General features: G+C 42.3%; 17 protein-coding genes. 3 read left to right on the forward strand and 14 right to left on the reverse strand.

Going from position 1 to position 22,582, the window contains the following annotated elements:
* Positions 1-94: 94 nt before the first annotated feature.
* From AXF23_RS06915 to AXF23_RS06955, 9 genes are all read right to left on the reverse strand, one after another.
* Positions 95-307: a heavy-metal-associated domain-containing protein gene (locus tag AXF23_RS06915; protein ID WP_107624786.1), complete on the reverse strand. Its 213-nt coding sequence runs from the start codon at positions 305-307 to the stop codon at positions 95-97.
* An 855-nt stretch (positions 308-1,162) separates the two neighbouring features.
* Positions 1,163-1,726: an AraC family transcriptional regulator gene (locus AXF23_RS06920; RefSeq protein ID WP_107624787.1), complete on the reverse strand. Its 564-nt coding sequence runs from the start codon at positions 1,724-1,726 to the stop codon at positions 1,163-1,165.
* Positions 1,723-3,087, reverse strand: coding sequence for an MATE family efflux transporter (locus tag AXF23_RS06925; protein WP_107624788.1), 1,365 nt, complete (start codon positions 3,085-3,087; stop codon positions 1,723-1,725). Before AXF23_RS06925 ends, AXF23_RS06920 begins: the two co-directional genes overlap by 4 nt.
* A 381-nt stretch (positions 3,088-3,468) precedes the next feature.
* Positions 3,469-4,593 carry a UDP-N-acetyl glucosamine 2-epimerase gene (locus tag AXF23_RS06930; protein ID WP_107624789.1) on the reverse strand — a complete coding sequence of 375 codons (1,125 nt, stop codon included), beginning with the start codon at positions 4,591-4,593 and terminating at the stop codon, positions 3,469-3,471.
* 109 nt (positions 4,594-4,702) lie between these two features.
* Positions 4,703-5,659, reverse strand: coding sequence for an SPFH domain-containing protein (locus tag AXF23_RS06935; RefSeq protein WP_107624790.1), 957 nt, complete (start codon positions 5,657-5,659; stop codon positions 4,703-4,705).
* 102 nt (positions 5,660-5,761) lie between these two features.
* Positions 5,762-6,211: an NfeD family protein gene (locus tag AXF23_RS06940; protein WP_107624791.1), complete on the reverse strand. Its 450-nt coding sequence runs from the start codon at positions 6,209-6,211 to the stop codon at positions 5,762-5,764.
* 549 nt (positions 6,212-6,760) lie between these two features.
* Positions 6,761-7,663: a M48 family metallopeptidase gene (locus AXF23_RS06945; RefSeq protein ID WP_107624792.1), complete on the reverse strand. Its 903-nt coding sequence runs from the start codon at positions 7,661-7,663 to the stop codon at positions 6,761-6,763.
* A gap of 137 nt (positions 7,664-7,800) precedes the next feature.
* Positions 7,801-9,111, reverse strand: a complete 1,311-nt coding sequence (locus tag AXF23_RS06950; RefSeq protein ID WP_107624793.1) for an MFS transporter — start codon at positions 9,109-9,111, stop codon at positions 7,801-7,803.
* 11 nt (positions 9,112-9,122) lie between these two features.
* A complete protein-coding gene (locus AXF23_RS06955) occupies positions 9,123-12,875 on the reverse strand; it encodes a DUF4922 domain-containing protein (protein ID WP_107624794.1) in 3,753 nt (1,250 codons plus the stop codon).
* Positions 12,876-13,101: 226 nt separating this feature from the next.
* Between AXF23_RS06955 and AXF23_RS06960 the strand changes: the two genes are divergently transcribed.
* The 3 genes from AXF23_RS06960 (at position 13,102) to AXF23_RS06970 (ending at position 15,302) form a co-directional block, all read left to right on the forward strand.
* Complete coding sequence (locus AXF23_RS06960) at positions 13,102-13,371, forward strand: hypothetical protein (RefSeq protein ID WP_107624795.1); 270 nt, start codon at positions 13,102-13,104, stop codon at positions 13,369-13,371.
* 145 nt (positions 13,372-13,516) lie between these two features.
* The gene (locus tag AXF23_RS06965) at positions 13,517-14,338 is read left to right on the forward strand and encodes a hypothetical protein (protein WP_107624796.1); all 822 of its coding nucleotides are present in this window, start codon (positions 13,517-13,519) and stop codon (positions 14,336-14,338) included.
* 34 nt (positions 14,339-14,372) lie between these two features.
* A complete protein-coding gene (locus tag AXF23_RS06970; protein ID WP_107624797.1) occupies positions 14,373-15,302 on the forward strand; it encodes a cation diffusion facilitator family transporter in 930 nt (309 codons plus the stop codon).
* A gap of 221 nt (positions 15,303-15,523) precedes the next feature.
* Here AXF23_RS06970 and AXF23_RS06975 read toward each other — a convergent pair whose 3' ends face one another.
* The 5 genes from AXF23_RS06975 to AXF23_RS06995 form a co-directional block, all read right to left on the reverse strand.
* Positions 15,524-18,376: a M16 family metallopeptidase gene (locus tag AXF23_RS06975; protein WP_107624798.1), complete on the reverse strand. Its 2,853-nt coding sequence runs from the start codon at positions 18,374-18,376 to the stop codon at positions 15,524-15,526.
* A gap of 9 nt (positions 18,377-18,385) precedes the next feature.
* Positions 18,386-19,714: a thioredoxin family protein gene (locus tag AXF23_RS06980; RefSeq protein ID WP_107624799.1), complete on the reverse strand. Its 1,329-nt coding sequence runs from the start codon at positions 19,712-19,714 to the stop codon at positions 18,386-18,388.
* A gap of 166 nt (positions 19,715-19,880) precedes the next feature.
* The gene (locus tag AXF23_RS06985) at positions 19,881-20,354 is read right to left on the reverse strand and encodes a hypothetical protein (protein ID WP_107624800.1); all 474 of its coding nucleotides are present in this window, start codon (positions 20,352-20,354) and stop codon (positions 19,881-19,883) included.
* Between the two features lie 2 nt (positions 20,355-20,356).
* Positions 20,357-20,989, reverse strand: coding sequence for a fasciclin domain-containing protein (locus AXF23_RS06990; protein WP_107624801.1), 633 nt, complete (start codon positions 20,987-20,989; stop codon positions 20,357-20,359).
* Positions 20,990-21,030: 41 nt separating this feature from the next.
* Positions 21,031-22,578: a RagB/SusD family nutrient uptake outer membrane protein gene (locus tag AXF23_RS06995; protein WP_107624802.1), complete on the reverse strand. Its 1,548-nt coding sequence runs from the start codon at positions 22,576-22,578 to the stop codon at positions 21,031-21,033.
* Positions 22,579-22,582: the final 4 nt, after the last annotated feature.

The following is a 22,582-nucleotide window of genomic DNA, read 5'->3' on the forward strand; positions in this document are numbered from 1 at the left end:
GATACTATTTTTATATTCCCCTTACCAGCGAAGGGGAAGGATTCTACAAATGAAAAGAGCATAAAAATATGCTCTTTAGAGTATAAATAAGCTGTTACAAGCTCAGCTCATAGCGTCCGCTGTTGTCTACAGCTTCCTTGATTTCAGAAGGATTAACCTTACTTTCGTCATACTCAACTGTGACATTGGCCTCATCAAGATTAGCTTCAGCAGACGCTACACCATTAAGTGTTTTTAAGGCATTCTCAACGTTGGCCTTACAATGTACACACTTCATACCGCTTACTGCATAAACATTCTTTTTCATAAGTCTTTCCTTTCTATTAAAATTATGTTGTTACTATTCTGCTTTATTCTTAACGCTTGCAAAGATACACATATATTATCTATCATCTCTTACAGAATTATGGATAAAAGTTATAACTTCTCGCATTCAGTCCATACGACTACTCAGCCCATGAAGATAGATTTCTTTCAACATCTCAATACGTTAAACACTTACTCTATTATACAGTTTATTTTTTAATTTAGTTTGCTGTCACATTTAACACTTCATGTAATCGACTGTAAACAAAGTAGTTAAGCACTCATAAAAGATGACAGTAATGACAGCAAAATTAGTTTCTACGAGAAATCATTACGATTGGATTAACTGCTTAAAGTTATCATATATAAGGTTGTAGACATCATTGAATTTGTTAAAAAATCAAGAAAAGGAGCTTTGCGCACGACTTTTTAAGTTCATGAGTTACACCTTACAAACATGCGATTATTCTGCTTTATATTCGTGTCAATCATAGTCTTCTTGTTATCGATTACGTTTGCAAAACATTGAAAGATATTTACAAAAACAAAAGAAACAATCAGATGTAAAAGAACAAAGTACGCTCTCAAGTTAAGTTAATAACCCACATGAAATCAAATAGTTATAAACAACCAAGAAGAAGGGCCTTAGTAAGCATCAAGAAGAGGCCTGTCAACACTCAAGAAGAGCATGTTCTCAAAGGTAGTTAGGCGTTTTCTTCAACCTTAAAGGGCATATACTGGCATCAAGAGGAGGGAAAAATATTTACAACGAACACCTTTCCATATCCTATAATAACATCTGTCAACGAACTTCACCCCAAGCTACTCCCGAAAAAACGATGCTTATTTCGACTACTTAAAGCTTATCCAAAGATGTTCGAGGAATATCTTTCATCGCCTTAAACCGACTGGGTGTCATACCCGTCACCGACTTAAACTGGCTGGAAAGATAGGCCACAGAAGAGTAGTTCATACGAAGGGCTATCTGCGTCAAGGTCAACTCATCATAACGAATAAGTTCCTTCACCCGCTCTATGCGCAACTCGATATAATAGCGTTCAAGGGTCTTCCCCTCTACTTCTGAGAAGAGTTTTGAGAGGGCACTATAATCCTGATGAAGCTCTGAGGATAGGTAATCGCTAAGATTGGTTGAACTCTGATTATCACGATAACGGACAAGTCGGATTAAAGCAGACTTGATTTGATCGATTGTCTGCTGTCGCTGGTCATCGAGGAGTTCAAAGCCGAGCTGCTCGAGGACTGTCCGAAGTGTCGAAAGCTGGTCGGATGAAGGTTCTTTCTCAAGGTCTACCTCACCCAACTCTACCTTTGTAGGACTTAGTCCAACACGCTGCAATGCTTGGCTAACAGCCATTTTGCAGCGGTCGCATACCATATTCTTAATATAAAGTGTACTCATACTTTTGTTTTCCTTTCTGCTGCTTCTCGTGTAAACTCACGGAAGGTGTAAACGACAATAGGTACTGTAAGCGTGAAGGAGAATATGTCGCTGACTGCTTGACACATCTCAACGCCCAACAGACCGAAGTGTGCTGGGAGAATAAAGATAAGCGGAATGAAGAATAACCCTTGTCGGGCAGCAGCCAAGATATTAGCGCGCCACGGCTTACGGCAGGTTTGTGCGAGCATATTACTTGCCAAGATAAGGGAGTTAAGAGGGAAGGCACAGAGCTGCCAACGCAAGGCCACAACGCCAATAGCAATCACTTTCGGGTCATCACGGAAAACTCCTATAAGACTGCCACTAATGATCCAGCCAATAATACATATCACTATAAGGAAGCTCGTACCAATTATTACCGTAAACCTGTAGGCTTCCTTTAATCTATCATATAGTCCTGCTCCATAGCAGAAACCGCAAACTGGCTGAAAACCCTGCCCCAATCCGATGACAACAGCAAAGCAAAGCATTGCGATACGACCCACAATACTCATCGCAGCAATAGCCGAATCGCCAAAAGCACCTGCTGCTAAGTTCAATGACATAGTAGCAATACAAGCTAAACCTTGCCTCATCATGGAAGGACTACCGCCATAGAATATCTCCTTATAACGCTGTAATGAGGGTGAGAAATTGCAAAAGTGAATGGCTATATTCTCTCCTCTGCGCGTCATTAAGAAAAGAATAACGAAGGACACAGCCTGTCCTATCACCGTTGCCCACGCTGCTCCGCTGACACCCAGACCGCAAGTAAAGATAAGAAGTGGGTCGAGTATCACGTTCAATATAGCTCCCGTAACAATTCCAAACATGGCAAACTTGGCATTTCCTTGTAGTCGCATCTGGTTGTTCAGAGTGAGTGAAGATGTTAAGAAGGGGGCACCAAGGAGGATGACTTGCATATACTCCTCTGTATAAGGAAGGATAGTAGATGTACTACCAAGCATCAAGGAGAGCGGAGTGAGGAATATTTCGCCAAGGATAAGAACAATGACTCCTACAAAAAACGAACTAAAGAAGCCTGTTGACGCCATCTTTATCGCATTTTCATGACGGCGTGCTCCTAACTCACGAGAGATATAATTGCCCGAACCATGTCCAAAGAAAAAGCCCATTGCTTGCACAAAGAACATCAGAGAAAACACAATTCCCACTGCCGCTGTAGCCTGAGTATCAATCTTACCGACAAAGAATGTATCGGCAATATTGTATAATCCCGTCACAAGCATGGAGATGATTGTCGGTATGGCCATTGTGATAATGACATGATGGACAGGTGCCTGCGTCAGATAAGTATAGTTATCTATATGTTTGTGCATAAACTTTTGCTATTTAAAAGACTCATGCAAAGGTACTAAATAATTCAGAATTGAGTCTTTAATAACCATAATTATAACATCTATCGAGTAGTAATTCTAAAATAGTAAATCATAATTACAGTTATTGACTAAGGTATGTTCTTTGATAGAAAACAATGAAATGGATTATACTCAAACTGTGCTTTGCGGGAATGTAGCTATTGTCTTGATACCAGATGAGTTTAAGTACGAAAACAATCGTTAACCTTTTATACTGTTACCGCATAGAAACGAAAAGGACAGATAGCTTCGCCTGTCTGCCAAAGAAACAACCTTAGCAAACAACGAAACTATCTGTCCTTGTTTTAGAAGGCTAACGCTTGCCCTCTATAGATAAGATGCTTACTGACGTTCGAGCAAGATTTGGATGACACGCTCAGCCGAACGACCATCCCAACGCTCTGGTACACCACACTTCTTCCACGTTCCTGCCACCATATCAGTTAATGCAGAACGAAGCAATTCAGGGTCTTCACCAACCAAAACGTTGGAGCCCACCTTTACTGTCTCTATATGTTCTGTATAGCTGTTGAGCGTGATACAGGGTACACCATTGAATGTTGCTTCCTCTGCAACATTGCCTGAATCAGTAATGATACCCTTAGCTTGGGCTGTAAGATAGGCGAACTCAAGATAACCCAATGGTTTCACAACATGGAGATTATGCAATTTAATATTCTTCTTCAAGCTGAGTGCCATGATAACCTGCACTGCTGAGTCACGAAGCGGAGCAATGATAGGCATCTCGCCTGCTGTCTCACTCAACACACGTAACATCTGTTCAAGATTATCTTGGTCGGCCAACAAAGCCTTACGATTCAATGTGAAGACGAGGTAGTTACCTTCCTTTAATGGTAAGCCAGCCAACTCGTCAATATCAGATAACGTCATTCCGCTGATACGCTCACGGTCGAAACGGATATTGTCAATGAGGATGTTACCCACCATATAAACCTTTGACAGCTCAGCACCCTCCTTGTTAGCAATGCTGTTATTACTAAATCCTGCTGTAAAGAGTATATCTGAAAGACCATCAATCACCAAACGATTGATTTCCTTCGGCATCGTTATATCAAAGGAACGAGTACCTGCTGCAATGTGGGCAAGCGCTATCGCCTGTTTCTTAGTTACTATAGCAGCAGCCATAGTAGATGCAAGATCGTCCACAACGATGACTACATCCGATGGATTCTCTTGTAGATACTTCTCAAACTTAGACATTACTTGACCCGTAAGCTCGTTCAGGTTCTCACATTCTACACCAAGATAAACATCTGGCTTACGAATAGAAAGATTCTCAAAGAGCTGGTCCTCAAGTGTAGGGTCAGTCTCACTACCTGCATAAACCAATGAATATGAAACCTGATGAGGGTTGTTACCCTCAGAAAGTCTATCGATTACCCTGATAATCGGTGCTACCTTTATGAAATTAGGACGTGCACCACAAAAGATACAAAGCTTTTTCATTTCTTGAAAGACCTACTCTATAAGACTCTATCATTCATGAGAACCTTACAGAGTAGATAGCTATATTAGTGTTTATATTTATTATTTGAAATAGAAATACCCCTTGGCTTTACTTAAACATGTCTTTAATTCCACCAATAGAACCCATCAAATTGCTTGCTTCGAATGGTAGGTAAACAGTCTTCTGGTTGTTGTTCTGGGCCAGTTCAGAAAGCATCTGAATATACTTCTGAGCAATGAGATAGTTTGCTGGGTTGGTACTCTGCCCAACAGCTTCCGTTATCTTCTGAATCGCAACAGCCTCAGCCTCAGCCTTACGGATACGAGCCTCGGCCTCACCTTCAGCTATAAGAATCTGTTGTTGCTTCTTGGCTTCAGCGCGGTTGATGGCAGCCTCCTTCTCACCCTCAGATTGTAAGATAGCTGACTGCTTATCACCTTCACTCGTAAGGATGGCAGCACGCTTATTACGTTCAGCCTGCATCTGCTTCTCCATAGCCTCAGAAACACTTGCAGGAGGCGTAATGTCTTGTAGTTCTACGCGGTTAACCTTAATTCCCCACTTGTTTGTTGCATCGTCAAGTACGGCCCGCAACTTCGTATTAATCGTATCACGTGAGGTTAAAGTCTGGTCGAGTTCCATCTCACCGATAATGTTACGGAGTGTTGTCTGCGTCAACTTCTCTATAGCATTAGGCAGATTATTGATCTCATAAACGGCCTTAAAGGGGTCAATTATCTGAAAATAAAGCAGCGCATTAATCTGCATTTGAATGTTATCTTTCGTGATCACGTTCTGACGATCAAAGTCATAAACTTGCTCACGAAGGTCTATAGCGTTCGTGTAGGTGTAACGTCCGCCTCGTATAGCAACTATTACCTTTGCACGATCGATAAAAGGAATAATGATATTAACACCTGGCTGGAGCGTCGCATGATATTTACCAAGGCGCTCTATAACTCTTGTCTCACTCTGTGAGATAATAACAACAGCCATCTTGGCAAATACTAATGCCAACACAACACTGGCTATTATAACATAAACTACAATATCGTTCATAAACATTAAAATTATTAATTCATCACTTTAATCTACTTTCGCAGATATCGAAGAGAGGAACATTAGGTTAATACTTGATTAATTTCTCGTGTACAACTCGGCGTTTGTTTAACAACGCTCAACCATTGCGATAATAGAGTCAAGGCGTAAGATACGTACTCTATCACCCTGCGTAATCTCCGAGCCATCAACTGACTGTGCCTTCCAAGAGTCACCATCAATCTTCACTCTACCATATCCACCAGCCTCAATGGTATCTGTCACCTTTCCTTCACGGCCTATCAAAGCCTCGACATTACTTACTCTTTTGTCTTTTGACTGATGCAGATATTTTATCGCAGCAGGCCGCAACAAGAATATACTCAACACTGAGAAGAAAAGGAAAACAATAACTTGAGCTACAATACTGTCAGTAAATAAAGAAACAAGTGAGCCAAACATCGCCCCTACAGCGAAGCACATAATGTATAAGTCTCCATTTAATATCTCCAAGATCATACAAACAAGACTCACTAACAACCATGTTAACCACAAGTTCTGTATCAGATAATCAATCATAGATATAAAGGTTTGATTTCGTTTGTAAAGATAGTAATAAAAGCTGACTTGGTCAAATAATTCAAGAGAAAAATATCACTTAAACAATTAGTAACCTTTTCTTTGATACGATTTCACTTACAATATTGTCTCTCAAATATGTGCTTTAGTGGCTAATCCCTCATGTTTCTCAGTTTTTTATAAGGGCTATTAAGCGCTTCGCAGCCCTATTCTACTGATATATTCGTGCTCAGCTCCAATGGTGATGAGGGCTGACACCATGCAACAAGCGGTTGATGAAAGTTCAACTTGTTTATCATTAGGAAGGGAAGGGGGCAACTATCTGTAAGCAACACATAGCTAAATAGGTACTAAACTACTCAAAGTTAACACAATAGACTTTGTCTATAAGAAGAGATACATGGGTTGGCACGCTATCTAAAGACCATCAATTTAGAACATTAACTCGCTCAAACAGATACATGTTAACCAAGAGATTACGGCTATCTGTTTACGTTCTTGAACGAAAACAGATAGCCGTAAGGATATTAATATTAGTTGTCAATCGACTTACCGACGCTTGTTAGAGCGATTGGAAGACGAAGTGCCGCCAATATGCAATGTATTTGTTGACTGTGAATAACCAGTTGAAGAGACTCGATTAGCACCTGCTCCATGGTAGTACTTCTCTGCTTCTGGTAACCATCTCTTGATGTTCTCGATACGACGAGCATCTGATGGGTGGTCGCTTAATATCTCTGAACGACTGCTGTTGGTCGCTGAGGCCATACGCTGCCAGAAGCTTACAGCATTCGCAGGGTCGTATCCTGCCATTGCAGCAAAGATGAGTCCCATGTAATCAGCTTCACTTTCATTATCACGACTGTACTTCAAGTTACGGAAAGAAAAGTATCCTCCTGCCACCTGTGAGGCTATGTCACCGACTCCACTACCAACGGCAGAATTCAAGACAGTGCCTAAGATACTCGTTCCCATCTGTTGGTTCATTTGCTTTGTTATCTGTTCTGCACTGTGTTTAGCCACGGCATGCGCAATCTCATGGCCTAACACGATAGCCAAACTTGCTTCATTCTGCGTGTAAGGGAGCAGACCTTCATAGACAACAATCTTACCTCCAGGCATACAAAAGGCATTTGCCTGTTTATCCTGAACCAGATTAAACTCCCATTTGAAGTTATTTATCTCATTCGCATAGCCATTATTGCGTAAATAAGTCTCCACTGCATTAGCAAGATTGCGCCCTACACGCTGAACCATAGCCGTATTCTTTGCATCAGTAGACCTCTTTGCTGATGCCATAAACTTCGCATATTCCTGATTACTAAGACTAAGAAGCTGTGCATCGGAAATACTAAGACGATGTGTACGGTTCGTCAAAGGAACCTTTGAGGCCGTTCCACAAGCTGTCATCAAAGCAACAATAGCTGCCATTAAAAAATACTTAACCTTCATACAATTTACTCTTTTTTATAACAATCTGTACTGCGAAAGTACAACAAATTTCGTGAGGAACAAATAAAATCATTACTTTTTTGTAAAGGTTAACGGCTAAATACAAACCATAATAACCCTCTCATATCAAGTAAGACCTATCCTTTACGCTTCCCTACCTCCTCCGTTACGGGTATAAAACAGGTCACGATAAGACTGATAACACCCAGCAGTGCTACCTGAAGGAAGAACAAGCGATAGCCAACATACTCTTGTAAGAACCCTGTAAACCACCCTGTCATCACCCAGGAGAAGGCAGTTATGGCCGTACCTATCGAGTAAGTAAAGATAGAATGTTCACCTTTTGTACAATGCGTAAGCCAAACGACGTAAACAATCAAGCCAAGTCCTGTTCCGAACTGTTCGATAATCATACAGATATTGATGATTGACAGCGTAGAAACAAAGTAATAGCTAAGATAGACAAAGACAAACTTTGGTAAGGTTAAAGCGACAACAAATAACCATAACCAGCGTTTCAGACCATCCCGACGAACCAGTCCTATTCCGAAGATACAGCCTGCTATCAACGAGAACGTCCCTATCGTCCCCGAGACTAAGCCTAACTCCTGTGGCGAGAGGGCTAATCCACCGTTGCTACCTGGGTCTATCAAGAAGAGAGGAGCAATCCTAAAGAACATCCCTTCTGGGATAAGGAAGCAGAAAAGGAAGCACAGGCTTGCCACATAATGAGGACGACGAACAAAGGCAGACTTAACGTCATGCCACCACTGACGCGTCACACCAGTCCATATAGGGAGGTTTGCATGCAGACTATCCTTGGGAAGGATGAAGATATGGAACCCCATCAAAGAAGCGACAACAGCAGACAGCACCCAATAAATCCTTGCCCATGAAGGTGCTATAGTCCTATTAATCACTTCTAAATTACCCGCTATTGTTATCGGGATAGCCATTCCTATAATAAGAGACAACAGCATATAAGAGATAGCTCGTACTCCAAAGAACCCTGGACGATGGTATAAAGCAGCTTCACGCTTATAGAGTCGTTCGACAGCAACGTCATGTAAGGCAGCCACAGTGGCTATTATCATCAAGAAGAAGACGGTCCATTCAAACCAATTAGCAGAGGTTGCGACAAGTGCTAAACCTCCAAGACTTATTGTCATAACAAACTCTGCGAGGATTATCCACGTATATCTACTCCAATAGCCCACGACGAGTCGTGCCAGTAACGGACGCAGAATAAATGGAAGAAGGAACCATGACGAAGTAAGTGTTATCGCTCCATTCGACAAACCCATACGATTGAAATAAACCAAGGAAGTCATCAATAAGATAACGTATGGTAGTCCTCGTGTCAGATAAAGCGTAGGCAGCCAAAGCCAATGGCTACGCCACCGACTCATAATAGGTATCCCATTGATAATCTTCTGGTCGTCACGCATGATGCTATTCGCTATTTGTATTGTGCTTCAATCGCTGCATTTTGATAATAATGGTGGAGGATTTCGGTATATAGATAGCCCTTCTCGCCCATCACAGCAGCACCAATCTGACACAAGCCGACCCCATGTCCCCATCCTGCACCCACAAGACGGAAGTGTTGTGGGGCGTTATTCACCACCTCACTACGTTCTACCACGAAAGCAGAACTGTAGAGATGACTCTCACTTAACGTGCGTCTTATCTCTAATTCCTTACCGATAATACGTGTGAACTTTGTTCCTACAATCTTCAAACGCGTGATACGACCACTCTTACCACGTTCTAAAGGTTGGAGGTCAATAATCTCTCCGAAATCAAGACCACTCTTACGACGGATTAGTTCAGCAAGTTCTGACTGCTTGAAGTCTACTGTCCAACGATAAAAGTCTTGTGTTTCTTGGTCATAGTTATTAAGCACCTGCCCCAAGACTGCCGCATCTTTTGTATTACAGAAAGCCTCTGGAGACGACAGAATCCACTCCTGTGCCGTCTTCTCATCAGTAAGATCAATCTCAGGGGCTGTTCCCAAAGGTGCATTATCTACTACAGAGAGCAGGTAGGGCTTATGAGTATTATCCCAACAGTACTCATATTCCTCCGAAACACCTCCACAACACTTACTGAAACGAGCATCGCAGATTTCCTTTCCATTCATCAACAACTGTCCACGTGTAGCCTTGATAGCCTCTTCAACATGTGGACTCGTTGCCTTCGTAATACCCTGATAACGTTGGCAATGGTCGTCTGCACATACATCAAACAAGGTATGTGCATCGCTATCATACCATACCACACCTTCTTCATCCGACACTTTTACAGGTGCAGATGCTGTCTGAACACCCATTTCGATGGATTTTCGTCTTCTCATCTGTACCAAAAGCCAACTGCGAGAGATTACAGCATGTGCCTTCAAAAGCTCTAATGAAGAGGTAGCACTCATCTCACTTGAGATAACACTTGCTAAATAACGTTCTACAGGTAGTTCATTAATAGCCCAGAGCTTATCTCCATCGACAACAAAACGTAGCTTTCCGAGGAAGGTTTGTGCCTCTTTGCGCTCCCAATGGAAGTCTACTCCGATAGTAACATCCTCCAAAGTAAAGGATATATCATCATTTTGCGGGGTGAAGCAAAGTTCTTGATAGACCGCAGAATTCCACAGAATCTGTCCGTCTTTGAACTTTACAATCTGCTTACCAGTCACCTCTTTGTTTCCTATTGTATAAGTACCATTCAGCTGGAAACGTATTTCGTCGCCACTAACGATACCTACCGAAACTATAGGTTCGTGCTTCCAATCATCGAAAGCGAGGTCAACCGCCTTATTGTGAATCCGTTTCACAACATCTTTCATTGCCTCATCTGACAGTGAGACCTCTTGTAAAACGTCCTTAGCACGCTCTGCTGTCATCCCTTCGAAGTCGCTCTGACGAGGCAATATCATCAATCCTGCCATATCCAAGCTACCCGGACTGACCAGACACTGTGCCTCTCCGTCAGCAGAATAACAATCAGGACGATGCTTCTCACGTGGGAATACGACTGAAATAAACGCCTCTCCACTGCGCCATGCCACGTTATTCATCATCGGCTCAGTCTCATCTTCCTTCATTGGAAGTGCTTCATATAAATGGCTGAACAGCTCAACATCATGCTTCTCTGTATGACTCACGATAGCTAAAGCAGGACAGATATAATCTTTTATCTCATAGATTCCCTCAGCATCATTCAGTTTTAAGAGTGGAACAGAGGTCTCATAAAGCCGTTGCCAGTCACGTTGTAAAGGAAGAATACCACTTGTTCCTGCCTGAAAGTGGAGGTGATCAGGAGCACTCGCCCCACACTTCGGACCATTATAGAACACCATCAGCTGCGGATAGGCTCTTAGCAAGCGATGTATCTGTACATAATTCTCTGCTATTGCCTGCAGTTGATGATGACGAGAAGGTATCGTAAAATGTACTGGAAGGATTGGGAAGGGATTGACAAGGATATCGAAATCATTCCCAAAAGGCAGAACAATCTGTTCTTTTGGACGATTCTTCTCACAAAGGAAGCAAGGACGCTTAGCCAGCGTAGCCTTATCAATCTTCGCCCCTGTACTTACCAAGCGTGCAGGATTGAATTGCGCAAGGGCTGAACCCACCTCACGCGTCTGCACACCCACCAACTCTTCAAAACGTTTTGCAACGTCTTTCCATTGGTTCAGCTGGTTATGAAAAAAATCAGTTAGCCCTTTCTCTCTGTCTCTATTCTGCTTTTGACGTGCAAGAATCTCAACTGTACGAAGCTGATCTTTATAATGATTGTTGGCATTAACCTTATCAATGCTCAGTACAGCATCACTATTTCCACCCCAACGACGGCAGAGATAAAGCTCATCGTATATCCTTCCAATACGAAAACGACGACTAAAAGCCAAGCCCATCGCATAGTCTTCGCCATAACTTGTATTAGGGAACTGATGCTGACGAACCAGAGGAGTGAAGAAAGCACGTGGTGCACCGAGCCCATTAATACGTAGGGCGTTGTTACAACCATTATCCTCTGTCCACTCATTATGGCTAATCAAACCCGGAGGAAGGGTATTAAGATCGAAGTCGCACATACGATAAGAACCGACAATCATTGCAGCCTTCTGCTCATGGAAAGCATTGACAATGACCTGCAAAGTATTCTCAGAGGAATAAAGGTCGTCACTATCCAACTGAACAGCAAAGCGACCGCAATGCGCATCATTGATAGCATAGTTCCAACAGCCACCTATACCGAGGTCTGTACGTGTAGGAATAAGATGCACAAGACGCTCATCAGCAGCCAAAGTAGAGAGAATCTCCGTCGTTCCGTCTGTCGAATGGTTGTCGACAACGATGACATTAAAAGGGAAGTCTGTCTTCTGTGAGAGTGCTGATACAACCGCATCGCGTACTGTCTTCTCACGATTAAAGACAGGAATCACCACTGACGCCTCCACTGGGAAAGTCTCAGCAGAGAAGTCTGGCTGTGCATATTGCGTTGTATCTACCAAGGCATTGATAGCAGAGAGGTGTGCTGTTGCAGCCTGCTCCATCTCAATCTGTACCTCACGGTTGCGTGGATTCACATAATCAAACTGCTTCTCGCCACTTGCACGTAGGTCGTCTTCCTCCTCCGTATAGAGATATTCATTCAGATGGAAAAGTTCTCCCTTACGGCTTAAGAACAGACGAAGAGCATACCAACCAGCATACTGATAATCTCTTGCAATCTCTTTCTTTGCTTCAAACTCTTTCAGGTAGTCAGTCTTAAGAAGTACTACAGAGCCAAAGTCGAAGTCATCACGGATGCTACCCAACTGATAAGCTGTAACGGGATGTTTGACCGTCTTGCCAGCTTCCACTGAGTAATGGTCAGCATAAACCATTGCTGCTTCAGTCTCTTCGGCCACCTGCAGCATACGTTCCAGGGCATGATAACCTAACGTGACAGGCCCCTGTTTCAAATAAAACAGGGCATAATCGGCTGTTGCTGTAATCGCAATAAGGCGCATAGTAGCAAGGGAAAGCAAGCTGCCTGCCTGCAGGTGATGGGTGTACTGAGGCAGTGCCTCAGTAGGTGGGACATCGGCAGCTAACGTGTATATACTCTTCACTACACCTGACTCGTGCAACTGTGCAGCGAGCGACTGCGTTATTGCAGCTGTACTATACGGTAGAAAGCAATCTATCTGTTTCTTCTTTTCCATCTAAAATGTGTTCTTTTATCTACTTGCAAAGATACTATAAAATCCCGTCTTACGCATGAAGTTTATGAAGAAAACGCCTCACTACGAATTCTTTTCATGAAAAAAAATATTTTTCTTCACGTAAATAAATATTTCTTTTCATGAAAATAATTTGGAAGCGGTGGTCATACTGAACTTTTTCCGTAACTTTGTACACAGATAAAAGACATTAGAAGATAATAAAAAGATGGAGAAAGAAAATCATATAGACCGTGCACTGGCATTCATGGAAAGCCTTGAAAGACTTGGTGCACAGCTCAAGAAGGCTGATGAACAGCAGAAACTAATGCTGCAACAGATGCTGACAAAAAGCCAGAACAACGAAACAAACACGGATGAATACCGTGAACTGGAGCAAAGAAGCAAGGACCTTCAAGCAATGATTAACAAGTGGCATCCTATCTATGAGGAACGTCTGAAAATGGTGAAGGAGGCACAGAAGGCAGCAAAGAAGTAAGGCTGACTGTAGAAGAACAAGACTTAAAGAAGTTCGTTTCCCCATCTGAAAAGGGAGTATGTGTCCCTTACTGCTACCCACTATCTCCTATGCAAGATTGCAGAACTCCGCATATACAAACAAACTCCCTAACTATCAAGAACAAATGAAGAAAGACTTATACAAAAACATCAGACTGTTCTTACTGGCTATCATGGCTGTTAGTTTGTTTTTCTCATGTTCGTCTGTTCCTTCTGGAATAGCTGAAGAGATAACTTATCACGGAGAACAACTACATCGTTATCTGACGATTATCAAAGACGTAACAACGAATCCGGAGAGGAGTAAGGATACACTCACCTATTATTGTAACCAAAAAGGACAGCTCATCATAGAGCGTGTGGGTACAGATAGCTTGCAGGATTACACTTACTCCTATGCTGGTGATACCATTCACATTCATAAGACGCATATTAAAGACCAGTTAGATGAACTCCTCGATGGCTATTACATAGTTAAGAACGGACTTATCGTAGAAGCGAATAACACTCCTGGCTACTACACATACACCTACGATAATAAGAGAAAACTCATTTGTCGTGACACACCGAACGTTATCTGTGGGAGAACAACCTATAACTTCCAATGGAAAGGAGAGAAGATGTTTCCTTATAGACCATTTAATATCACCTACAGAGAGACAGGACAGAAGGCAGCCTACCACAACTTCTATTTCTTGTGGATGTTTGGTAGTGGTATAAGAATACCTATCCCCTTCATCACTTTGGGCTATATGGGTGTTATTCCGAAAGGAGATATTAGCAGCTATAGCTTCAGTTCAAAAGATAAAGACTTCGATTTCAAGTCACAACTGACAACGGAGTATGATAAGGAAGGACGTCCCACGCGCATTGAAGAAGTGGTGACAACACTAAATAAGAATAACAAACAGGAAAGTAGTAAGTACGTTACAGAATACATTTGGTAGATAAATACCAGTATAGAAAAGCTTAAAACAAGATATGGAAAAGGAAAAGAAAAGTGAAGGAATGATGAGTGTTATTGCAGCGTTAGGTGCAAACATCTTAGTGGCTGTGTCTAAGTTTATTGGTTTTGCAGTGTCTGGTTCAGCCGCTATGTTGAATGAGTCAATCCATAGTATCGTAGATTGTGGCAATGAAATACTACTGTTAGTAGGCAACCGACAGTCAACAGCGAAGATATCAGATAAACATCCGTTCGGACAGGCACGTGCTAAGTATTTCTATAGCTTAGTTGTTGCAATGATGTTGTTCTTCGCCGGTGGTGCCTTAGGTATCATGGAAGCTGCTAAGAAGCTATTTCACCCAGAACACAGCTTGGAGAATACATGGCTCGTCATTGGTATTCTGGCCTTCGGACTCTTAGTAGAAACTGTCAGTCTAAGGGTTGCCTTCAAGGAGATTAAGGAACTGAACAAGGACAATCTATCACTTTATCGTTTCTTGCGAGAGAGCCGTCACAGTGAAATCCTTATCATCTTTGCAGAAGATAGTTGCGCTGTTGTTGGTCTGCTGATAGCCTTAGGCGGTACACTTCTTACCCACTTCACAGGTAATCCCTTCTATGATGCCCTCTCGGGTGTATTGATTGGTGTGCTCCTCTGTGCAGCAGCTCTTTTCCTCGCACGTGAGTTCTATAGTTTGCTTATTGGTGAGAGTGTCACGCAGAAGGATTTAACTCGTATCAAAGAGACATTCAACAGAACAGAAATCAACCGCCTCATCAACGTCAAGACCATTCACCTCGGTCCTAATGACATCCTTGTCACTGCAAAGATTGACGTCAAGAGCGAATATGAAGCGCAAGCACCTCAGTTGGTTAACGACATCGAAAAGAATATGCGTACCGCTTTCCCTGAGTACAAGATTTATATCTATATTGAGACGGATAAATATAAAGAGGATTATTAAAGACCTCTCCTCTGGAGCCTCTCCGAGATAGAGAGGAGTACTGGATAAGGTTATCAACCTACTCTACGACTACCTACTAATGATGAAGATGTCTGCAATAGGGTAAGTATAAGAATTGGGATAGATAAGACGCTATACCACTTCAGAATTAAAGAAAACACAAAAGAAAAAGGGATGCACGACTGCATCCCTTATTCTTTATACTCAATTGCCATTAAGACTTACTTAAACGTGCGTTTGCCCTCTTGTGCAGCAGGCTTAACGATAATCTCACGCTGCTTAGCATTTGTCATCACTTTCATAGCTACAGCTGTGATATCTTGTGGTGTAAGCGTCTTGAATACTGGTGCGGAAGCGGCATTATCATTTGGAGAAAGCTCGTTGCCCGTCTCAGCATAGATGTTCAACAAAGCCATCCAAACTGATGGATCACTGTTAGACTGTGATGCTGCACCAGACTGTTCCTCATCAACAGCCAAAGGTACCATTGCAGCCTTGAACTCATCTGCAGAGAAACGGCCAGCCTTTACATCATCAAGAATACTATAAACAAGGCTAACAGCTTTGTCTGCATTCTCTTTTGCAGTAGAAAGATGGATGTTAAGGCTCTCGCCAGCTACTGGCTGTGAAGTATAGTTGCTCTGTACACCTACGGTATAAGTAAGGTGTTCTTTCTCACGCAATACATCAAAATAGCGACGCTCCAAGAGTCCACGCATCACTTCCAGAGCAGCTTGCTCACGCTCAGAAAGTTTCTGCTTATTGGCAAATGAAATCTCAATCTCTGCCATACCACCTTCTGTCTCAGTCTCGAAAGTGCGCTTGATAACAGGCGTAGATGACGAGAAATCCATTGGCTGGATAGCAGTCTTCACAGGCTTACCTTCACCCTTGAGAGAACCAATATAGCGAAGAACCAACTCTTTTGCCTTTGCTTCTGGAATATCACCAATAAGACAATAGGTGAAACGAGACGCATCACCAAGATGGGCTTGGAACTGTTCCTGTAACTTATCAAACTGAACTGACTTAAAGAAAGTCTCATTCTGACGTGGATTCATCGCACTAACCGGATAAAGCAACTGCTGGATAGAATCCTGTACGGCAGCCATACCTGTTGTTGCACGATTCTCATAAACGTAGAGGTTACGCTGGACATACTTATCAAAGGCAGACTTTGAGAAGTTCTGACGTGACAGAATCAAATACAGATAGCTGAAGAAATCGTCAGCCTTGTCAACAGGTGCATTACCACCGATACCATCACTATAGTCTTCCAATGAGAGGGAGAGGTTGATATTCTTACCCTGTAGCCACTGCGCCAACTGATTTCGGTTGTAATTATATACACCTGACTGCATCAAGAGTGAACGCATTGCATTATAGTTAGCAAGTTCTTGTGCAGGAACAATAGACTTCCCACCTTCTGCAGAACCAGCAAAGAGGAACTTACCACTCAGTTCTGGAACGTAACGATAAAGAACTTTCGCACCATTAGAGAGTGTCCACTCCTTTGCCTGCAAAGTCTTCAACTGCTTTTCAGAAACAATCTTTCCTCCTGTCAGAGGGAAGTCAATCAACTGACTGATAGGCTTCATACCATCAGCATGAGCCATATCGCTGAATGAACTCTTTTCCTTCAATGCAGCCATAAGGTCATTCTCAGTGATATTCATCTCACTCTGCGACTTAGAATAAGTGACAAAAGCAAGGTTATTGTCATTAAGCAATGACTTCATCCAAGCATTCATGTCCTCAGCCTCTAACTCAACCAAAGTCTCAAGGTTACGGTTAATCTGTCCGCGGAAGTCTTGTACAGGAATATCATAGAGGAAGTTCTGACGGAAAAGCATCAAAGCATTGTCTGGTGTACCTAATCCCTTTGCTTCGAGGACATCCTTCATTCCATTATACATCTTCTCCTTCTCAGCATTGAACTCAGCAGCAGTAAAGCCTTGGTCGCGCAAGTTATCACGCACAGCTAACATCTGTTGAAGCGCCTTCTGTTCATTACCCTGATAGGGAACCATGTCCCATGCCATCTGATAATAGTTTCGTACCAAAGGAGATAGACTCACCTCAGCAGCAATATAACTCTCCTTATCAGCATTCTTCAACATCACAAAACGCTTTGGAGCCAATGTGTTGAAGAACTTAGTGAAGATAAACTGACGTACTCGGTCCTCTTCTGGAGCGTTGCCCTTCACCTCATAACGTTGATAAAGGCCAAAAGAAGCACTCTTGTTCTCTGGATCAATGAAACGCATATAGAGTGGTGTGCCATTGTCAGGTATCTGTCTTGTCTGTGGATTTACAGCAGGGGCTTGCTTAGCTGGTAATGTCTTGAAGACCATCTGAATATCCTTTTCCATCTGGTCGACATCAACATCACCGATAACAGCAATAAACTGCATATTAGGACGGTACCACTTATCATAGAACTGCTTTACCTGCTTCTGCTGAAAGGTCTCCAGAATCTTCTGTGAACCAATCACATTATGAGTAGCATAACCTGCATGATTATAAACAACAGGTGCAATGGCATCTGTCAGACGACGGTCTACTCCCGAACGATGACGCCATTCCTCAAGGATAATACCACGTTCCTTTTCAATGTCTTTAGGGGTCATCTTGACGCCATGGCACCAGTCACGGAGCACCCAAAGCATATTCTCATTTAGCTTCACATCATTGGTTGGTACGTTATGAACCGCATAACGCGTATCATCAACACCTGTGAAAGCCTCAAAGTCATTGAGGTTGTTACTGCGAAGGAAGTTCATCACACCATTAGGGAAGTGGTCTGTCGTATTGAAAGCCAAGTGCTCCAACACGTGCGCCAATCCCATTTCCTCATCATTCTCTAAGATAGCACCAACATTCTGGTAGAGGTAGTATTGTGCCTCACCAGTAGCAGAACCATCATTATAGATATAATAAGTAAGTCCATTTGCCAGTTTCCCCTTTCGCAATCCATTCATCTGCGCATTGGCAGGACTAAAGGGGGAAAACAAAAAGCCTATGAGCAGTGCCACTGGCACGCTCGATAGGCATTTAGTGATATTCTTGAACATAGTCATTGTTTACTTTTCAAGGAGTTCGAGCGTAGAGAGCTTCTGCTTGATTGCACCCTGCAACATAGCCTGTGGCATCTCCATATTCTCTAAACGGAGTGTCTCAGCAAATGCCTGGTTATAGTATTCACGTGCCTTGGTATAGTTCTTCAATTCACGATAAGAGTCACCTATCATTACCATATAGTTGACACGGTCCATCACAGCATCTTCCTGTGACAAAGCTTTCTCTGCCCACTTGATAGCTACCTCATGATCCTTAGCCTTCAGACTCTTGCCTGCAGCCATGTAAAGGTTCTGTGCAGCCTTACCATAGTCGGCTGAACGGAGGTTGTTCTCCATCTTACCAAAATAGGTTTCCATAGCTTTCACATAGCCATTTATATCTTTATTCTTATACAAGTTGTAGAGAGCATCAAAGTAGAGCTTTGCTTTCTCGTATGGAGTAATACCTGTCAAGCCAACAACCTCGTATGCCTTTGCATACTGGTTCTTAACTTTCTCTACATAGTCTTTATACTTCACGTTGCCATCTTTTGCCATATCCTCAGCGAAGATGTCGTTAGCCTCAACAATATAGTAGGCAGGTGCCTTACCAAGTTTCTTCATCCAGTCATCAAGGTGGTCGTTCATAAGGTCAATCATATACTGCTTGTGCTCCTTATCTTCATCACCCTCCAATGTTAGAATGATACGATAGTCATTCTCATTGATAAGCTTCAATGGTGCCTTAGCAGCTACATAGTTCTTATAAAGTTTCTGTAGACGGGTCACCCACTTATCTGCATCCATACCTTCCTGCGCCTGCAAGAATGATGGTGCCTTGAGAAGAAGTTGCTGCTGAACGTCAAGGTCGTTGTTGTCAGCCTTATACTTGTTGTAAAGTTCCTCAAAACTTACACTCTCTCCAGCAGCAATCTTAGCAGCTTCCATGAGTTCATCCTTATCCATCGCACCTGTATTCACAGACAAAGCTTTGCCATCTGGTGCAATAAAAGCTACTGTTGGATATGCTGCTACCTTGTAGTTTTTGGCGATATCAACATTCTCACCCTTCTCAGCATCTAACTGCAGACTGATAAAGTGTTCATTGAAATACTTTCCTACTTCCTCTTGTGTGAAAACAGTCTTTGCCATCTTCTTACAAGGAACACACCACACTGCGTAGAAGTCAACAAACAGTATCTTATTCTCTTGCTTAGCTTTTACCAAAGCTTCACTGAAAGTTCCCTTAAAGAACTTAATACCATTTGCTGCTTCTGTACCCTGCTGTGCACGGAGCTGAACTGCCATCATCAAAAGAGATACAAGCAGTAAGATATATCTACATCTTTTCATATTAATCTGTTTTTAATGGATTGTTTTATTCAATTTATCTATTTAACCATCATCTACTTACAGCATTGAGATTTACTCATGTCTGTCTTTCTCATACAATGACGAGAATACATATTCAATCAACACTGAACGTAGTATGTGCACTTGTCATTTACCATTATTAATATTAGTCGACAAGTAGCTTATCATCAGTCACGACCACCTTGAAGATATTCTCCAAGACAGCCTCATGGTCTTCATTATACACCTTGATAGAGAGATGATATCTACCATTAGGCAACTGTTGTGCAGCATCTTGCGTAACTACTATCAAGCCGCCAGTCACAGAAATCTTACCTTCCTTGTAGAGTTTCATAAACAACTGTGCCTGTTCTTGGTTGTCAGCCTTAACCCCAGACAACTCATAATTGATAGGGTTGGTTCCTGCAACACCTTGGATACGTGTAGAAACGAATGGCAGCTTGTATTTACCACGGTCACTCGTTGAGTCTACATTATGAAAGGCATTAAGTGAGTCGGGAGTAAAAGATGCTCCCGTTGTTCTCAGATAGCCAACATCCATTTTGCTACATGATACCATAAAACCTATTGTAAGGGCCATAAGGCATAGCAATGCGATTCCTTTCTTCATCTTTTTCATTTTTAAAAGTCGGTTAAGTTGAAGTCATATACAAGTGAGTGAACCACTCCCGTGTTTGTTTCAATATTACATGAAGCAACGTCAGAGGTCTTGGTAGTCGTCGGAGAAACCAAATGGATACGCAAAGGTCCAGCACCAGGAACACTGTTGTAAGACTCACGGAAGGTATAAATCCATAACTGTTTACCTGAAGCCATCTCAACAGTCTCACCCCCTTTACCGATAGGTGTTGATGCATCAGACGACTTAACACCCTCCTTAAAATCATCAAGCATCACTCGCTTGTTAGGTAAAACACTATTCAAGATAAACTTTTTACAGTCCGCAACAGGAATATCAGATACTCTTTCCATATTATTATCATAAAGATAACGACGGATACTATTGTTGGTAGGACCAAAGAACGTGATGTTCTTGCCGTACTGACTTGTACCTTGGAAAAGAGAAACTAAACCAGCACGCTCAGTCATCACGCAGAGAGAATCCCAGTTATAGCTATCGCGTTTGAAATATTCCCACATCGTCATATCGTGCTTACCATTGGCAAGACCAGTGTCATCGAAATTATACTGGGTACAACCAGAGAGCATCCCCATCGTCAGACACACGACTATTATATATATAATCTTTTTCATCTATCAAACAATATATTTATTGTAACGTTCCTAACCCATTATTAGTTATAAGCTTGCCAATAAGGTTTCTGTCGTAACTTGGTATTAATAATGTGTCCATCCTTATCCTGCCATGAATCCTTTGGGAGTGGAAGGAACAGCGCACCACCCTGAATATCCTGATTGGTCAGCAAGAGGAACTTACCCTGTAACTCTTCTTTCACATAACCATTACGGATAACATCAGCATAACGGGCATCATTCTCACCAATAAACTCCTTCTCTCTTTCAAGGAAGATGGCCTTCTTCAATCCTTCTGTATCGTATGTTGAAGGATAAGAGAGAGCACCAGCACGTGAACGAATCACATTAAGGTCAGCAATAGCTTTTGCTTCGTTCCCTAACTTCTGATAGCATTCAGCTCTCAAAAGATAGAAGTCTGCAAGACGCCAATAGACATAATCAGCATCTACCGTACGGTAGGTTTTACCACTTGGTGAATACTGGTCGGGATCCAATATTGCCTTTCTAAACTTATACATGATAGCATAATCCGTCCCATCAACCTCATGTGGCGTACCCCACTGATAGAAGAACGATTGTAGGCGTTGGTCAGTAGTATCTGGGAACAAGCTTTCTACTGTTGAAGTATAAAGCTGATAGGTACTGCTTGATGGTAGATCAGCTAACGTCTGGTCCTCTCTAACAGGCCAGCTCACAAAGTTCTGCGCCACCTCATTAGGTGAGACAACATTCTCAGAGCGAGTCTTATCAAAGTAAAGACTGAAGATTGCCTCAGGATTAGGTGTCTTCTCATTAGACAGATACGTACAGAGTTCTTCTGGAGAAGAACAAAGTTGATAGTTACCTACCTGTCCCTCGATAAGTTGTGTAGAGTAATCAATAGATTTCTGATAATCTTCCTGTGCATTACCCTTCAACTTATAAAGTTCAGTCACACTACCTTTCCATGCGTAAATCTGTGCGAGCAAGGCGGCAGCAGTACCCTTTGAGGCTGTCTGACGATTGGTAATAGCCACGCCATCCAAGTCTGTCAGCTTATCCCATGTAGGTAGAATATCCAATGCCTTCTTAGCATGTTCTATCGCAGCGTTGAGTACATCAGCTTGTGAAGACAAAGAGTAAGGCTTTATCTCAGAGGAGTTTTCAGTGATGATAGCCTCCCCATAACGCTGAGCCAAGAGGAAATAAGACAATCCGAGAGCGAACTCAGCCTGTCCAACATGGTACTTTCGACGCTCTTCCGGCAAGCCTTTTGTCTTATCTATATTATCAAGCAACAGATTAGACTCAAAGATAATGTCATAAAGACCCTTCCATGAATACTCGCTTGCTATGACTGTTCGTGGGTTCCACTCGCGCATCTGCTTGCCATCCAGTATCTCGTCAGCCTTAATGCCAGCTGTTGAAAGGACGTAGTTATTACCTACTACAGTATTGATATAATATAGAATAGAAGTGGTTGTTGCGTTCAGCTCTTTCTCTGTATTAAACGAGTTGCTGTAAGTCATTCCGTTCTCTGGCTGCAAATCAAGGCTGCAAGAGGACAGAAGACAACCACATAATGAGAGCATTATAATCTTCTTCATTGTC

It is taken from the genome of Prevotella sp. oral taxon 313 (assembly GCF_003043935.1).
In the GTDB taxonomy this organism is placed as follows: domain Bacteria; phylum Bacteroidota; class Bacteroidia; order Bacteroidales; family Bacteroidaceae; genus Prevotella; species Prevotella jejuni.

What these genes read in the sequence shown, in the direction of transcription:
- AXF23_RS06960 (WP_107624795.1), top strand. Translation starts at nt 13,102, where the DNA reads ATGGAGAAAGAAAATCATATAGACCGTGCACTGGCATTCATGGAAAGC.
- AXF23_RS06980 (WP_107624799.1), bottom strand. Translation starts at nt 19,714, where the DNA reads ATGAAAAGATGTAGATATATCTTACTGCTTGTATCTCTTTTGATGATG.
- AXF23_RS06995 (WP_107624802.1), bottom strand. Translation starts at nt 22,578, where the DNA reads ATGAAGAAGATTATAATGCTCTCATTATGTGGTTGTCTTCTGTCCTCT.
- AXF23_RS06950 (WP_107624793.1), bottom strand. Translation starts at nt 9,111, where the DNA reads ATGCGTGACGACCAGAAGATTATCAATGGGATACCTATTATGAGTCGG.
- AXF23_RS06990 (WP_107624801.1), bottom strand. Translation starts at nt 20,989, where the DNA reads ATGAAAAAGATTATATATATAATAGTCGTGTGTCTGACGATGGGGATG.
- AXF23_RS06915 (WP_107624786.1), bottom strand. Translation starts at nt 307, where the DNA reads ATGAAAAAGAATGTTTATGCAGTAAGCGGTATGAAGTGTGTACATTGT.
- AXF23_RS06955 (WP_107624794.1), bottom strand. Translation starts at nt 12,875, where the DNA reads ATGGAAAAGAAGAAACAGATAGATTGCTTTCTACCGTATAGTACAGCT.
- AXF23_RS06975 (WP_107624798.1), bottom strand. Translation starts at nt 18,376, where the DNA reads ATGTTCAAGAATATCACTAAATGCCTATCGAGCGTGCCAGTGGCACTG.
- AXF23_RS06925 (WP_107624788.1), bottom strand. Translation starts at nt 3,087, where the DNA reads ATGCACAAACATATAGATAACTATACTTATCTGACGCAGGCACCTGTC.
- AXF23_RS06930 (WP_107624789.1), bottom strand. Translation starts at nt 4,593, where the DNA reads ATGAAAAAGCTTTGTATCTTTTGTGGTGCACGTCCTAATTTCATAAAG.
- AXF23_RS06945 (WP_107624792.1), bottom strand. Translation starts at nt 7,663, where the DNA reads ATGAAGGTTAAGTATTTTTTAATGGCAGCTATTGTTGCTTTGATGACA.
- AXF23_RS06940 (WP_107624791.1), bottom strand. Translation starts at nt 6,211, where the DNA reads ATGATTGATTATCTGATACAGAACTTGTGGTTAACATGGTTGTTAGTG.
- AXF23_RS06965 (WP_107624796.1), top strand. Translation starts at nt 13,517, where the DNA reads ATGAAGAAAGACTTATACAAAAACATCAGACTGTTCTTACTGGCTATC.
- AXF23_RS06920 (WP_107624787.1), bottom strand. Translation starts at nt 1,726, where the DNA reads ATGAGTACACTTTATATTAAGAATATGGTATGCGACCGCTGCAAAATG.
- AXF23_RS06985 (WP_107624800.1), bottom strand. Translation starts at nt 20,354, where the DNA reads ATGAAAAAGATGAAGAAAGGAATCGCATTGCTATGCCTTATGGCCCTT.
- AXF23_RS06970 (WP_107624797.1), top strand. Translation starts at nt 14,373, where the DNA reads ATGGAAAAGGAAAAGAAAAGTGAAGGAATGATGAGTGTTATTGCAGCG.
- AXF23_RS06935 (WP_107624790.1), bottom strand. Translation starts at nt 5,659, where the DNA reads ATGTTTATGAACGATATTGTAGTTTATGTTATAATAGCCAGTGTTGTG.